General features: G+C 32.1%; 12 protein-coding genes and 1 other RNA gene. 5 read left to right on the forward strand and 8 right to left on the reverse strand.

Annotated elements, in window-relative coordinates:
* Nucleotides 1-48: 48 nt before the first annotated feature.
* Entirely contained in the window at nt 49-852 is an 804-nt protein-coding gene (locus AAGV33_RS10290; protein ID WP_373391936.1) for an SDR family oxidoreductase, read from the reverse strand.
* Nucleotides 853-1,038: 186 nt separating this feature from the next.
* Nucleotides 1,039-1,136, reverse strand: an RNA gene (gene ffs, locus AAGV33_RS10295) — signal recognition particle sRNA small type.
* 88 nt (nt 1,137-1,224) lie between these two features.
* Here ffs and AAGV33_RS10300 point away from each other — a divergent pair.
* Nucleotides 1,225-2,274 carry a glutaminyl-peptide cyclotransferase gene (locus tag AAGV33_RS10300; RefSeq protein ID WP_373391937.1) on the forward strand — a complete coding sequence of 350 codons (1,050 nt, stop codon included), beginning with the start codon at nt 1,225-1,227 and terminating at the stop codon, nt 2,272-2,274.
* 100 nt (nt 2,275-2,374) lie between these two features.
* Here the strand turns inward: AAGV33_RS10300 and AAGV33_RS10305 are convergent, their stop codons facing one another.
* Both AAGV33_RS10305 and AAGV33_RS10310 read right to left on the reverse strand, forming a co-directional pair.
* Nucleotides 2,375-4,183 carry an alpha-amylase family glycosyl hydrolase gene (locus AAGV33_RS10305; RefSeq protein WP_373391938.1) on the reverse strand — a complete coding sequence of 603 codons (1,809 nt, stop codon included), beginning with the start codon at nt 4,181-4,183 and terminating at the stop codon, nt 2,375-2,377.
* A 359-nt stretch (nt 4,184-4,542) separates the two neighbouring features.
* Nucleotides 4,543-5,418, reverse strand: coding sequence for a hypothetical protein (locus AAGV33_RS10310; protein ID WP_373391939.1), 876 nt, complete (start codon nt 5,416-5,418; stop codon nt 4,543-4,545).
* Nucleotides 5,419-5,522: 104 nt separating this feature from the next.
* Between AAGV33_RS10310 and AAGV33_RS10315 the strand changes: the two genes are divergently transcribed.
* Both AAGV33_RS10315 and AAGV33_RS10320 read left to right on the forward strand, forming a co-directional pair.
* On the forward strand, nt 5,523-6,566 hold the full coding sequence (locus AAGV33_RS10315; protein WP_373391940.1) for a formimidoylglutamase: 1,044 nt from the start codon (nt 5,523-5,525) through the stop codon (nt 6,564-6,566).
* Nucleotides 6,567-6,685: 119 nt separating this feature from the next.
* Nucleotides 6,686-7,936 carry a DEAD/DEAH box helicase gene (locus tag AAGV33_RS10320; RefSeq protein ID WP_373391941.1) on the forward strand — a complete coding sequence of 417 codons (1,251 nt, stop codon included), beginning with the start codon at nt 6,686-6,688 and terminating at the stop codon, nt 7,934-7,936.
* A gap of 82 nt (nt 7,937-8,018) precedes the next feature.
* Here the strand turns inward: AAGV33_RS10320 and AAGV33_RS10325 are convergent, their stop codons facing one another.
* From AAGV33_RS10325 to aroC, 3 genes are all read right to left on the reverse strand, one after another.
* Nucleotides 8,019-10,208 carry a response regulator gene (locus AAGV33_RS10325; RefSeq protein ID WP_373391942.1) on the reverse strand — a complete coding sequence of 730 codons (2,190 nt, stop codon included), beginning with the start codon at nt 10,206-10,208 and terminating at the stop codon, nt 8,019-8,021.
* Nucleotides 10,209-10,326: 118 nt separating this feature from the next.
* A complete protein-coding gene (locus tag AAGV33_RS10330) occupies nt 10,327-11,610 on the reverse strand; it encodes a dicarboxylate/amino acid:cation symporter (protein ID WP_373391943.1) in 1,284 nt (427 codons plus the stop codon).
* A 184-nt stretch (nt 11,611-11,794) separates the two neighbouring features.
* Entirely contained in the window at nt 11,795-12,853 is a 1,059-nt protein-coding gene (gene aroC, locus AAGV33_RS10335; RefSeq protein ID WP_373391944.1) for a chorismate synthase, read from the reverse strand.
* Between the two features lie 185 nt (nt 12,854-13,038).
* On the opposite strand from aroC, the gene AAGV33_RS10340 reads away from it, so the two are divergent.
* Together AAGV33_RS10340 and AAGV33_RS10345 are read left to right on the forward strand one after the other, a co-directional pair.
* The gene (locus tag AAGV33_RS10340; RefSeq protein ID WP_373391945.1) at nt 13,039-13,887 is read left to right on the forward strand and encodes a UDP-2,3-diacylglucosamine diphosphatase; all 849 of its coding nucleotides are present in this window, start codon (nt 13,039-13,041) and stop codon (nt 13,885-13,887) included.
* A gap of 92 nt (nt 13,888-13,979) precedes the next feature.
* Nucleotides 13,980-14,465, forward strand: coding sequence for a hypothetical protein (locus tag AAGV33_RS10345; RefSeq protein ID WP_373391946.1), 486 nt, complete (start codon nt 13,980-13,982; stop codon nt 14,463-14,465).
* 48 nt (nt 14,466-14,513) lie between these two features.
* On the opposite strand, the gene AAGV33_RS10350 is transcribed toward AAGV33_RS10345, so the two are convergent.
* Complete coding sequence (locus AAGV33_RS10350; protein WP_373391947.1) at nt 14,514-14,945, reverse strand: protease complex subunit PrcB family protein; 432 nt, start codon at nt 14,943-14,945, stop codon at nt 14,514-14,516.
* Nucleotides 14,946-14,952 lie beyond the last annotated feature (7 nt).

Below are 14,952 nucleotides of genomic sequence, written 5' to 3' on the forward strand. Positions count from 1 at the left end.
TTAAAAAGTGTTTATTCAACACTTAAAATTTATTCAACGCTTGCAAATTTACAACTTATAATGATTCATTAGCATTTTTTCATAAATTTTATCTGGTAATATGCGTTTTAATACAATGGAGAACTTTTGCATAAACGCACCCACCTTGTAATGGATTTTAGGATTCTTGGCCTGAATGACGTTATAAACCGCTACAGCCATATCATCTGGATTACTTCCACTATCCACATGTTGATCCATCATTTTCAATGTCATACCATAAGAAGCTTCATAAGTCGAACCTTTTATCAAAGGAGCATGAAAACGTCCCGAAGCAATATTAGTAGCAAAATCGCCAGGAGCGACATTGGTAATATTGATTCCGAAAGATTTTACTTCCATGTTCAAACCTTCAGTAATTAACTCTAAAGCACCTTTCGATGCCGAATAAACGCTTCTATACGGCAAACCCATGTATCCCGCAATGGAAGTAACATTAATAATTAATCCTGATTTTTGTTGGCGCATTTGTGGCAACACCGCTTTCATAACCTCAATGGGTCCGAAAAAGTTAGTCTCGAAATTATTTTTAATTTCTGAAGTTGGAATTTCTTCCAAAGGTCCTGTAATCCCTACTCCTGCATTGTTAATCACTACATCAATTCTTTCCGTTGTAGCAATTATTTGGGCAACAGCAGCCTGAATGCTTTCTACATTTCTAACATCTAAAGCCACTAAAGGAAAAACCGAATTTAAAACGGTTTGCGGATTTCGGCTGGTTCCATAAACGATAAAACCTTTATGATGTAAAAATTCTCCAATAGATTTTCCTATTCCTGAAGAACCTCCAGTAATTAATACAACTTTGCTCATTTTTTTAAGTTAAAAGTTATGGGTTATGGGTTATGGGTTATGGGTTATGTGCATACACCTAACTCCTAACTTCCAACTCTTACACATCCCAAAAGGGCAAAAATAAAAAAATCCTCCCGAAGGAAGACTACTTTTGTTTTAATTCTGAAAAGAATCTAATTCGCCGCGGCAAACAGATTAAATAAAAAATGGCAAGCGACCTACATCGCACCGCTCAACCACGTACCCTTGCTATGTTCCCATCCTGGGGGAGTCTGCAGGAGCTGGTCGTGTAGGACTTGCCGGTGCAAATATACAATCTTTTTATATTTTTGCAAGCCCTTTTGTATGCTTAAAATAACATTGTATATTAGGGCTTTTAAAATTTACAACATGAAAAAACATAACTTACTATCTTTCATTTTATTAGGAACACTACTTTCTAATTGTGGAGATACAAAAAATAGAGAAAATACTATATTTAATTTTGATTCTTCTAAAATTTCGGCACAATACCAGCCACAAGAAACACTTGACTTGAATATTTTGAACCCAAAATCGAAACAAGTTGATAGTATTGTGTACTATGTTAACGATGCCAAAGTAAAAACGGTAAAAGGACTTGAAAAGCTTTCTTTTGAATTAAAAAACCAAAAATTAGGCTACCAAAACATCAAAGCCTTAGTATATTTTGAAGGCGAAAATGCCGAAACCACTACTAGAATTGAAGTAGTTTCGAATGTAACTCCTAAATTATTAAAATATACTATTGTCAATACTTATCCTCATGATGTAAAAGCTTTTACTGAAGGTTTAGAATTCTACAAAGACACTTTGTATGAAAGTACAGGACAAAAAGGAAATTCTTATTTTAGAAAATACGATTATAAAACAGGAAAAATTTATAACCAAATTGATTTAGATCCAAAATATTTTGGTGAAGGAATTACCTTTATCGACGGAAAATTGTTTCAATTAACTTGGCAAGAAAAAACAGGTTTTATCTATAATGCTAATACATTAAAACTAGAGAAAACCTTCGCTTATACTAAGGAAATTGAAGGTTGGGGAATGACTAATGATGGTAAATACATCTACCAATCGGATGGAACAGAAAAAATATGGAAAATGGATCCTGAAACCCAACAAATGATTGATTACATCAATGTTTATTCAGGAAATTCTAAAATTAAATCCGTAAATGAATTAGAACTCATTGATGGAAAATTCTATGCTAACATTTGGCAAAAAGATGCGATAGCAGTAGTAAATCCTACTAACGGTGCTGTGGAAGGAATTATAGATATGTCTAATTTGAGAAAATTAGTAAAAAATGAAGGAGCAGAAGTCTTAAACGGAATTGCTTACAATCCAAAAACCAAAACCATTTTTGTAACTGGAAAAAACTGGGACAAAATGTTTGAAATTAAAGTTTCTGAATAATATTTTGGATATTCTAAAATCGATAATCATAAAAAAAGAGGAGCAATTGCTCCTCTTTTTTTTTAAAATACTTTAAGCCTAATAAATAAAAATTGCAATACTATTTTTGGTTATTGTTAGGCATAAAAATTAAACCAGTATATGCAGGTAAATTTACAACTGCTTTACATGGTTCTCCACTGTAGCTTTCATTCAGAATGGAAATAGAACTCACAATCATATCAGTAAATTCTTCATCATATCCTTTCCAGTCACTATTAAAAACTAAATGATATTCTTTTGCATAAGGAACACCAAATGTAAAATCTTCAAAAAATTGGTTTGATAAATTCAACAAAACAACTGTTGAGTTTGTAAAATCTTCATTAGTGGATCGTGCATAAGCCAAAATTTTATTGTCATTATCAAAATGGATCACTTTTGTATACTGCCCTTTTAGACCCTCACTTTCTATTTTGTATTCTGTACGAATCTTAATTAAGTCACTAACCATTTGCGTGATTCCTTCGTGCTTCTCCTGTTGATTCCAGTCTAGCCCTTCCGAATCTTTGAAATATTCATCTTCAATAAATTCCTGACCTTGAAACAACATTGGTATTCCAGGAGAGGTCAAAGTGATTACCAAACCTAATATTGCTCTCTTTTTCCCAAAGAAACTATCTGCATTTCCGGGCTGAATTTCTTCAGGTACGCGAGCCTTTCCATTTGCAACTTCATCATGAGATTCTGTGTAAATAATTCTCTCAAAAACATCGCTGTTATATTTAAATAAAATGGCATCAACAAGTGCTTGTAGATCGCGATATTCATCTCCTTGTTCAATCAAAAACTTTCTTACTGGATGTACAAAATTCATATCCCATTGCGAACCATAACCTATTCCTCCATATTCTGAGCTAAGGGTTACTAAATTATGACCTTTCAAATCTTCAGCAATGGTCAATTTTTCAGGATATTTCAGTTTGATTTCAGCATTAATATCTCTCATCAAAATATTTCCTTCAGGTATTTCGCTGTCATAACCTATCCCTCCACCTTCATAACGTATGTAAGATGTAGCGTCCATGCGTAAACCATCACAGTGATAGTCTTCAATCCACATCATAGCATTATCTCTTATATACCTTCTTACTTCTTCTCGTCCATAATCAGGTCTGGAATCTCCCCAAGGAGTAACCGATCGATGGTCATTATAGAAATAAATTCCGCCTTTTCCGTTTTCAGACCAGCCATCAAATTGCCATAAATCCATATCCGATGGTCCAAAATGATTGTAAACTACATCCAGAATCACTGCAATATCTTCTTTATGAAAAGCATTTACCATGCGTGCAAAAGCTTCAGCACCTCCATAATCACGTTCAATCGCGAAAGGATAGGATGGATTGTATCCCCAGGAAATACCCCCTGCAAATTCTGCAATTGGTAATATCTCAACACAATTGATACCCAGTTTCTTTAAATATGGAATTTTTTCAATAATGGAGTCGAATGTTGCAACAGTATCTAAATCTTTTCTATAAAATGTACCTACGTGTAATTCGTATATCACCAAATTATTCCAGGACTTCATTTTAAAATCCTGATCATCCCACTGGAAATCTAAGTTTGTAATGATGCTATTACCATTACTATTCGTCATTTCTTTGGCATACGGATCATTTCTTTCTAAAATCAAGTCTCCGTTATGAATAATATATTTATACTCATCACCTCTTTTAGCTTCTGAAACACTATCAGACCAATATCCATTTTCTTCTAGCGTAAGTTCATTTTTAGTGTGATTCCAATTATTGAACGTACCTGTAACAAAAACTTTATCAGCATTTGGTGCCCAAACTCTAAAGGTAGTTCCTTGTTCCGAAGCGATAGCTCCCATTCCTTCGACTTTTTCTATAATATTTTCCATAGTCTTAACTTTTTAGCAATGACAGAACTATCTCTATTTTGGTCTTTTTACTCTTAATTAAATAATGTTTGATATTTTTTCCAAGGATCATCTTTTTTAGTTACTGGACTTGGTTTTGGATATGTTTTCCCTATTTTTGCGTATTGTGTATTCATCTTAATAATATTTTATGTTTTTTAAATGATTTATACAAAGATGGATACTAAGTGGTTTTATAATTTTACAGAATTTACCTCAGTGTTTATATAATTATAATTACTGATTACAAAATACTCTTGTCTAAAATAATTTCGATTACCAAAAATATAAGCACAAAAAAAGAGGAGCAATTGCTCCTCTTTTTTATACGTCTAAATAGATTATTTCAAAGTAAAACTTGATTTAGAAACCAATTCTCCTTTATCAAAAATATTGATAAAATAAGTTCCTTTTTCAAAATCTTTACCTGGTAAGTTTTCTGAAACATTCACTGTTTTGTTCTCATATTTCACAGTACTTGTAAAACTATAAGTCAAACTTCTATCATCAAAACTAATGTTTTTCTTTTCTCCTAAAACATTGTTTTTACTATCAATTACTTGTACATAATACGTTTTGTCTCCAGATTGTGCAATTTCATTACCAGCTATAGTAAAACTAATTTTAAGCATATTGGTTCTTCTGGCTTTTTCAGTTTCAATTTCTTTTCCAGAACTTCTCACTTTATAAGCTGAACTTTTAATATTTAAAACAGTTAGTTTCGCTCCTTTTTCAAGAACCTTAGCTAATTCATCATTTTGCCCCACTAATGTTTGGTTGTATTTTTTAGACTCATCCAAAACTACAGCTGTACTATCACGTTGTGTTTTTAAAACTGTATTTTGGTTTTTCAACCCTTCATTTTCAGCTATTAAAGCTTTCATTTTGTTTTGCAAAAGATTCATTTTCGTTTTAAATGCCGAAAGATCTCCCTTGGATTTTTTTACTTCATCCATTAAACCGACTACTTTATCTCGCTCCTGAATCAATTCATCAGACATTGAAGTATTTTCAGCAATTGCAGCATCATAAGTTGCTTTTAATTCTTCTAAATCTTTCAATACTGAATCTTTTTCAGATACCTCTTTAGTTAATACCGTTTGTACTTTTTCTGTATCAGAAGATAATTTGAAAATATAAACTAAACTCCCTACTAATAAAACAGCCAATACGGCAATGACTGCCTTTAGACTTGAACTACTTTGCTTGTTTTCCATTTTTAACGTTTTTCAATTTTAATAATACCAAATTTAACAATATAATTTTTAAGTTATAACGTAAGTAGATAAATTATATTATTTTTGGGAAAAAATTTTCTTTTATGGAAAAGTTTCTACCATTTACAATTAATGATCTAGCAAAGGTTACGAACCATAGAAGTGGAGAAATAAAATTTGGTGAAAAAATGCTCACGGTTCCCGTTGGAACAAATCCCATTTCTTTTGTAAAAAACACAGATGCCAAATATGTTTTACTTGGAATTCCTGAAGACATTGGTATCCGGGCTAACTTTGGAAGACCCGGAGCAGCTTCGGCATGGAATGAAGCCATCAAAAGCATTGCCAACATTCAGCACAATCGTTTTTGTAAAGGAAACCAAATTGTTGTACTAGGACAAATCAATGTCTCCGAAGAAATGGAAGAAGTGGAAAATTTAGATTTTCACAACATGGACGATCGGGTAAAACTAAGTCAATTAGTTAAAAAAATTGACAAAGACGTTTCCCATATCATATTCAGTATTGTTAAGCTAGGTAAAATCCCCATTATCATTGGTGGCGGACACAACAATGCTTACGGAAATATTAAAGGTACGGCTCTTGCCAAAGGAAAACCCATTAATGCCATTAACTTTGACGCACATTCTGACTTTAGAATTTTAGAAGGACGCCACAGCGGAAATGGTTTTTCTTATGCTTACGAAGAAGGTTTTCTGAAAAAATATTTCGTTTTTGGTTTACACGAAAATTATACTTCTAAAAGTGTTCTGGATATCATCAAAAAAACGGATGATCGCGTTCGTTACGTTACTTACGACAGCATCAATATCCGAAAAGAAAAGGACTTTTATCAAGAAATGGTTGACGCCTTAGAATTTATAAAATTAGAATCTTATGGAATTGAAATCGATTTAGATGCCATTCCTAATATTGCTAGTAGCGCCATGACATTAAGTGGTTTTTCGGTAGAGGAATTACGCCAGTTTGTTTCTTTCTTTGCTAAAAATAAAAATGCCAGCTACATCCACATTTGCGAAGGCGCACCTGATTTAGACATTGATAAAAACAACCATTTAATTGGAAAACTAATTGGTTATCTGGTTACTGATTTTATAAAATCAAATTCGAATAAAAACGGTCTTTAAACCTCAAAAAACATCTTTTACAGCTCACAACACAAGCAATAAACAAGCATCAAGAATAATAATACTATCTTTGCGCAACTTATCGCTGTAGCTATTACAGGATAATTAATACCAAACTTATGTTATTCGAAGATTTATCACTTTCAAAAAGTATTCAAAAAGCCGTATATGAAGAAGGCTATACTAACCCTACTCCCATTCAGGAACAAGCCATTCCGCTTATTTTAGCCGGAAATGATTTAATAGGTTGTGCTCAAACGGGAACGGGAAAAACAGCTGCTTTTGCTATTCCAATTATCCATCAATTGCATCGAATTGTGGGTTCGTCTAAAAAACCAAAAGTAATCCGAACTTTGGTAGTAACTCCTACCAGAGAATTAGCTGTTCAAATAGGTCAAAGTTTTGAAACTTATGCCAAATATACTAACCTGACTCAGTTGACCATTTTTGGTGGTGTTTCTCAAAATCCTCAGGTTGACACACTAAAAAAAGGGATTGATATTTTAATTGCTACTCCTGGAAGATTACTGGATTTACACAAACAAGGGTTCATTGATTTAGATCATTTACACAATTTGGTTTTAGATGAAGCCGATCAAATGCTGGATATGGGTTTTGTAAACGATGTGAAGAAAATTGTAAAGTTAACGCCTAAAAATAGACAGACTTTATTTTTCTCAGCTACGATGCCTATTGCCATTAGAGAATTAGCCGAAATGTTTTTGACTAATCCCGAAACGGTAACAGTTTCTCCAGTTTCATCAACTGCCGAAAAAGTAGAACAACACGTTTATTTTGTAGAAAAAGGCGAAAAAAGAAACTTGCTTTATACTTTATTACAAAAAGAAAATCTGACCGATGTTTTAGTTTTTTCAAGAACAAAACACGGGGCTGATAATGTGGTGAAAGCTTTACGCAAAAAGAATATTGCTGCCGAAGCCATTCACGGAGATAAATCTCAAAATGCAAGACAACGCGTTTTAGATGCGTTTAAAAATAAAGAAGTTGGCGTTCTTGTTGCTACCGATATCGCCGCCCGTGGTATTGATATTGACCAATTGCCTTATGTTATCAACTTTGATTTACCCAATATTCCTGAAACTTACGTTCACCGAATAGGTAGAACGGGACGTGCTGGAAACGGTGGACTTGCCATCTCTTTTTGTAGTAAAGACGAACATGGTTACTGGAAAGACATTCAAAAATTAATTAAAGTGGATGTAAAAACCATTTCAGATCATCCTTACCCTTGGCACGCAGGAAGTCCTGATAAAATTGAGGAAAAACCTAAAAATTCAAACCGAAGCGGTGGAGCACATAAATCAAGAAAATCTGAAGCTTCTAAGCAAAATAAAAAACGCTGGTATTAACAACCAACGCTTTTCCAATTTTATTTCAATCGTAAACGAGCTAAAAAAAGCTTTTTTACGATTGTTTTTTTTACAGCAAATTCTATTCTTTTACAATCACCTCATTTATCACTTTGTACAATTGTCTTGAATCAAAAGGTTTACTAATAATATCGTCAAAACCAGCCGAAAGAGCTTCTTCGGTAATTTCTTCTTTATCAAATGCAGTCAAAGCAATTATAGGTATTTTGATTGCTCGTTCACGAATTAATCTTGTGGTTTCAAAGCCATTCATTATTGGCATATTAATGTCCATTAATATTACATCAAATTTTCCTGAGTCTAATAATTGCAGTGCTTCTTGTCCTGATGAAGCTACACTACATATATAATTAAACTTTTCAATTGTTTTTTGTGTCACCAAAAGATTGATTTTATTATCATCAACTACTAAAATGGTAAAAATTTGATTTGTCGATAAATCAACATTTATATTATTAATAATTGCATTGGTTTTTTCCATATCCTTTTCAAAAGTAATTGTAAAGTTAAAAGTTGTTCCTTTTCCTAACTCACTTTTTATATAAATGGTACTATTAAACAATTCCAAAAGCTGTTTTACAATTGACAAACCAAGTCCTGTTCCCTGATAATCTATTTCTTTCCGACTAACCTGAACAAATTTTTCAAATATTTTTTCTTGATTTTCTTCAGCAATACCCATTCCGTTATCTTCAATATTGAATTCGATATAATGAAATTTTTCTTTTACATTAACCAAATTAGCCGAAACAGTTACCTTTCCATCCTGAGTAAATTTCAAAGCATTGCTTACTAAATTGATAATGATTTGAGAAAATCGTAGCTTGTCTCCTATTAGATATTCTGGAATTTCAGGATCTACAAAAACATCAATAGTATTGTTGTGTTTTTGAGCCAAATAAGACATCGAATTTTTGATGTATTCTATTTCGTCAGCAATATTAAAGGTCTTTTTTTCTAAAACCACTCTATTTTCTTCAATCTTATTAATTTGTAAAACATCATTAACTAATGACAATAAATATTTTGCTGAAAATTTAAGTGATTTTAAATGAGGACTATCCGATAATTCTTTGTGTTCATCAACTAACATATTTGTAGTTCCGATAACTCCATACAATGGCGTACGCAATTCATGGGTTATAGTGGATACAAACTGAGATTTTAGTTTAGAAGCTACTTCAGCTTTTTCTTTTGCAAGAACTAATTCTTGGTTTTTTTGTATTAATTCTAAATTTTTTACTTTCTTAAAATTGTAATTTCGATACAACGAATAAATCAAAAGCAACAGTATAATCAAACTAATAATCAACAAAACAGAAATAATTTTAGTTTTCTCTAAAAGCTGAGCTTGTAAATTATTTTCTAATTCTATTTCATCAATTTTTCTTTTATACTCATCAATTTCTAAATTGGTTCCTGCAATATAAGCTCGGTTTAATTTTATTTTGTGCTCTATTTCGTCTACAATTTTGTGAAACAAAATCATATTCTCATAAGCTTCTTTGTAATTCCCGCTATGAAATAAAAACTTTGAATATTCTTCTAAAACAGAGGAATAATCAGATTTATCTTTTTTTAATTTCCCTAATGAAATTGCTTTTAAAAAATAAGATTTTGCTTTTTCAAAATTCTTCAGGTCATTATAATACATCCCGTTAAGCATACTGATAATTGCCAGATCAGATTCATTATCAAGCCCCTTATATTTTTTATTAATAAAATCAAGATAGATTTTTCCTTTTTTGAAATCTTTAGCATAAAAATAAGCCCAGGTCAAATTCAAACTAGTCATGTAAATTTGCTTGAAATCGCCCTCTTTTTTGCTGTATTTTAAGCATTTTTGATAATAAAACAATCCTTTATCAAATTGTTTTTCATCAAAACAATATACATTTCCTAAATTATTATAAAGCCAGTGTTTTATAGTATTATTGTCAGCTTTAGTAGCATAAACCAATGCCTTGTTGTAATAGAATATGGCTCTTTTAAACTCATTAAGTTCTTCGTAATTTCCTGCAATAATATTATAATTTTTTGCAACTAAAAGATCATTATTTACTTTAAAAGCCAGATGTAAAGCCACTCGAGCTTTGGCTAAAGACAATTCGTATTTGTATTCATCCAAATATTCTGACGCCTGCTCTGTTAATACCGCTATCTCTTTTGAAGAAATTGGATTGTTTTTAATCTTGGGTTGACTAAAAAGTGGTAAAGTGAGTAAGAGAAAAATAATTTTAAAAAAAGACATAGCCATAATTATCTTCTCAAATATAAAACAATCAATCGATTATCGACATGACGCTAAGTTTTATTTTAAAAAATAATAGGATTTCAGATTATATCTGTTTTTTGAATGATGGAAGTAACTAGACTTTTTGTTCATGATTTAATTTCCCTACTGATTTTGCAATAATTGTTGCCACAGTAGCATCACTAGTAACATTTACTACCGTTCTACACATATCTAAAGGCCTATCAATAGCAAAAATTAGTGCTAATCCAGCCTCAGGAATTCCAGCCTGTCCTAAAACAATAACTAGCATTACCATTCCCGCACTAGGAACTGCCGCAGAACCAATAGACGCCAAAGTAGCTGTTACTACAATCATCAATTGAGTAGCAAAATCCAATGGGTAAGGAAGCATTGCCTGAGCAATAAAAATGGCTGCAACGGCTTGGTACAAACTAGTTCCATCCATGTTTACCGTTGCCCCTAAGGGTAGTACAAAACTAGAAACTTCTTCATCAACACCAAGGCGTTCCGTAACACATTCCATAGTCACAGGAAGTGTTGCTGCACTCGAACTGGTTGAAAAGGCTAATAATTGAGCAGGAGCTATCGCTTTTAGAAATTGAATGGGATTCATTTTTGTAAACAACATTAACAAGGCTGGGTAAAATAAAAAAGTCATTATCAACAAACCTAACAAGACTGTCAATCCATAAATTCCAAGAGCTCCCAATGTAGAAAAACCTGGAATTTCGACCATTAAAGCGGCCATTAAGGCAAATACTCCATAAGGTGAAAACAACATAATAAGGTCTATGATTTTTAAAATCACATCATTCATTCCTTTAAAAAAAGCAACCACTGGTTTTGCTTTTTCTTCTTCAATTAAAATTAGACCAATTCCAATAAGAATAACAAAGAAAATTACTTGCAACATACTAGCATTATCACTCAATGCACTAAAAATATTTTCAGGAACAATGTCTACAAGCGGCTGAAGCGGTCCGCTTTCTTTGGCCTTTTGTGCCAATTCAATTTTTTGTGAAGCATCTCCAGAAAAATTACTCAACAAACTCTCTCTTGCTTCTTGATTGATGTAACTTCCTGGTTTTATAACATTAGCTAAAAAAAGGCCTAACGAAACTGCAAAAACAGTGGTAAAAAGATAAAAAACAACTGTTCTTCCTCCCAATCGGGATAACTTTGAAATATCTTTTAAATCAGCTAATCCTACAATTAAGGAAACTACAATTAAAGGTACAGCAATCATTTTGAGCATATTAATAAAAATAGTTCCAAATGGTTTAATCCAATCGATTACAAAGTCATTAAGCTGTAAATTTTTCATCATTAATCCGAAAAACAATCCAAAAAGGATTCCTATCAAAATTTTCCAATGCAGTGCAAGACTTTTTTTCATATCTGTTTTTTCTTTTTTGATTTATAGGAATAAAAAAAACTCCTCTAAAATTTAGAGGAGTTTGAAATATTTCACACTATATTATCTTTAAATAATTATAAGCGTTTTAGTAAGATTCAAAAGAATTATTTAACGTTTTCACCTCTATCGGGTAAAAATAATAAAAAATCGTTAGGATTATTTATTAATACCTTTTATTTATCAAATAAAAATCAGCTAGTACAATTGCCGCCATTGCTTCAACAATAGGCACTGCACGAGGAACAACACAAGGATCATGACGTCCTTTACCAGTCATTTCGGTAATATTTCCTTTATTGTCTAAAGATTCTTGTTTTTGCATAATGGTCGCTACAGGTTTAAAAGCCACTCTGAAATAAATATCCATTCCGTTGCTTATTCCGCCTTGGATTCCACCTGAAAGATTGGTTCTTGTGGTACCATCAGCATTGTATAAATCATTGTGTTCACTTCCTTTCATCTTAGAACCTTCAAAACCGCTTCCAAATTCAAAGCCTTTTACCGCATTGATAGAAAGCATTGCTTTTCCTAATTCGGCGTGTAATTTATCAAAAACAGGTTCTCCAAGTCCAACAGGTACATTTTGAATCACACAAGTAACCACACCACCTACAGTATCACCCTCTTTACGAATTTGCTTGATATAATCTTCCATTGTTGCTGCCATTTCCTGGTCTGGGCAGCGAACTGGATTGCTTTCAATTTTAGAAAAATCCAATTCCTGATAAGGAGTTTCTAAAGAAAGAGGCCCTACCGAAGAAACATAAGCATGAATTTTAATATCAGATAACATTTGCTTAGCAATTGCTCCTGCTACTACTCTACTTGCTGTTTCACGAGCCGAACTTCTTCCGCCTCCACGATAATCTCTAAAACCGTATTTTTGATCATACACATAATCAGCATGACTAGGTCTATAATTATCTTTTATATGCGAATAATCATCTGATTTTTGATTGGTATTTGGAATAATAAAACCAATAGGCGTTCCAGTTGTTTTCCCTTCAAAAATTCCAGATAAAAATTGTACATCATCTGGTTCTTTTCTTTGCGTAACAATAGCTGATTGTCCCGGTTTTCTTCTTGACATTTCTAATTGAATAGCATCAAAATCTAATGCAATTCCTGATGGGCAACCATCAATGATTCCTCCTAAAGCTTCACCATGTGATTCTCCAAAAGTTGTTATTCTAAATAGGGTTCCGTAGCTATTTCCTGCCATTATAATTAATTTTGAACAAAAGTACCATTTTAGTTTTATCTTTAAAAATTAAAGAATTAAAGTTTTCCATCTTAGCTAAGAAATAGCCATTTAGTTTCCAAACCTCAATTTATTTGTTAATCTTAACTTTAAGATAAATTCACACTTAGAGCGTTAATTTGCAAAACAACAAATTAGTAAATCAATTGAAAAAAAGAAAAGTTGAAGTAGTTGTAATCTCTGATGTTCACCTTGGAACTTATGGAAGTCATGCCAAAGAATTATACAACTATCTTTCGTCTATAAAACCTGAAATCTTAGTTTTAAACGGCGATATTATTGATATTTGGCAATTTCGAAAATCGTACTTCCCTAAATCTCATTTAAAAGTAATCCAAAAAATAATAAGCTTTGCATCAAAAGGTACTAAAGTCTATTATATTACTGGAAACCACGACGAAATGCTCCGCAAATTTACGGAGATGAACATGGGTAATTTCATCTTAGCTGATAAAGTAGTCTTAGAAATGGATGATAAGAAAGCTTGGATTTTCCATGGTGATGTTTTTGATGCTTCTGTCAATCATGCCAAATGGATTGCTAAATTGGGTGGCCTGGGTTATGATTATTTAATTTTATTAAACCGTTTCTTTAACTGGTGTTTGAACAAAATAGGAAAAGAACCTTATTCTTTTTCTAAAAAAATAAAAGCCAGTGTTAAAAAAGCAGTCAAACACATTTCAGATTTTGAGGAAACGGCTACTGAGCTAGCCATAGAAAACAAGTATGATTATGTTATATGTGGTCATATCCACGAACCAAAAATTATTAAAAAAACAAATAAAAACGGGTCAACTATGTATTTGAACTCAGGAGACTGGGTGGAAAATCTTACATCTTTAGAATACAATAGAAAAAAATGGAAACTTTACCGTTATCAAGAATCTAACTATAATGAAACTGTACCTATTATAGAAAAAGAAGAACTTACTGGAGAACAACTAATTGCGTCAATTATCCTTTTAAAACAAAATCAAATTGTCAATTTACGTTAAAAAAAATGGGAATTATATAAAAAATATATAATATTATAATAAACATTACGTTCGATTATAATTGTAAATTTGCCAGTAATAAAACTTTATTTATGAAAAAAATCATTTTATCAGCTTTCATGCTAATTGGATTAGCATTTAGCTCACAAGCACAAGAAATTTCTAAAAATGCTTTAGGTTTACGTTTAGGAGACAGTGACGGTTTTGGTGGTGAGATTTCATACCAAAGAGGATTGTCAGACAACAACCGTCTTGAGTTAGATTTAGGATGGAGAAACAGCCGTAATGTTGACGCTTTTAAATTAACAGGTTTATACCAATGGGTATGGAACATTGATGGAGGTTTTAACTGGTACGCTGGTGTTGGTGGAGGTGTTGGAAGTTGGAATCATAAAGATTTTGATAACAACGGAACTTTTGTTTTTGTTGCTGGTGACCTTGGTATCGAATACAATTTTCCTGAAGTGCCAATTTTACTTTCGTTAGACATCAGACCTGAATTATATTTCAATTCTGATGATTTTAGAAATGATAATTTTGGTCCAGATATCGCTTTAGGTATTAGATTCCAATTCTAATCTAAAAAAAGATTATACTAAAAATGCCACTGTTTTCAGTGGCATTTTCTATTTTACGATTATTTCTTTTTTCGAATTCACTTTCACTATAGTGTAAGGATATGTAATAACCTGCATTAACATAGCTCCAGGCTCTGGAGTTATTTCTTTTACTTTTATAATGATTTGATTATCGGTTTCCACAACGTTATCTACTGTTATGGCATAACCTCCGGTAGGCTTTTCACCCATGTTTAAAATCAAAAAATTAGATTTTTGTACATCGTCAGCAGTTATTTTTCCTTTTAGCTTTTCATCACTCAAAAGCATTTTTATTTCATTTGGCTCTGATAGAATTTCATAAAAATTAATATTTCCTCCGCCATTATTTTGCTGCAATAAAACTTCATATAAAGCTTGTTGCTCATCTTGTACTTTTACTATCGTTTTACACGAAAACAATACTAAAACTATACATACGGAAAGAATGCCTTTTTTCATTTTTTAG

It is taken from the genome of Flavobacterium magnesitis (genome assembly GCF_041729735.1).
Taxonomy (GTDB): Bacteria; Bacteroidota; Bacteroidia; order Flavobacteriales; family Flavobacteriaceae; genus Flavobacterium; species Flavobacterium magnesitis.

Excerpts from the sequence above, each read along its gene's own strand:
- AAGV33_RS10315 (WP_373391940.1), top strand. The coding sequence starts at position 5,523 with ATGGAAAAGTTTCTACCATTTACAATTAATGATCTAGCAAAGGTTACG.
- AAGV33_RS10290 (WP_373391936.1), bottom strand. The coding sequence starts at position 852 with ATGAGCAAAGTTGTATTAATTACTGGAGGTTCTTCAGGAATAGGAAAA.
- aroC (WP_373391944.1), bottom strand. The coding sequence starts at position 12,853 with ATGGCAGGAAATAGCTACGGAACCCTATTTAGAATAACAACTTTTGGA.
- AAGV33_RS10330 (WP_373391943.1), bottom strand. The coding sequence starts at position 11,610 with ATGAAAAAAAGTCTTGCACTGCATTGGAAAATTTTGATAGGAATCCTT.
- AAGV33_RS10320 (WP_373391941.1), top strand. The coding sequence starts at position 6,686 with ATGTTATTCGAAGATTTATCACTTTCAAAAAGTATTCAAAAAGCCGTA.
- AAGV33_RS10310 (WP_373391939.1), bottom strand. The coding sequence starts at position 5,418 with ATGGAAAACAAGCAAAGTAGTTCAAGTCTAAAGGCAGTCATTGCCGTA.
- AAGV33_RS10305 (WP_373391938.1), bottom strand. The coding sequence starts at position 4,183 with ATGGAAAATATTATAGAAAAAGTCGAAGGAATGGGAGCTATCGCTTCG.
- AAGV33_RS10350 (WP_373391947.1), bottom strand. The coding sequence starts at position 14,945 with ATGAAAAAAGGCATTCTTTCCGTATGTATAGTTTTAGTATTGTTTTCG.
- AAGV33_RS10345 (WP_373391946.1), top strand. The coding sequence starts at position 13,980 with ATGAAAAAAATCATTTTATCAGCTTTCATGCTAATTGGATTAGCATTT.
- AAGV33_RS10300 (WP_373391937.1), top strand. The coding sequence starts at position 1,225 with ATGAAAAAACATAACTTACTATCTTTCATTTTATTAGGAACACTACTT.
- AAGV33_RS10325 (WP_373391942.1), bottom strand. The coding sequence starts at position 10,208 with ATGTCTTTTTTTAAAATTATTTTTCTCTTACTCACTTTACCACTTTTT.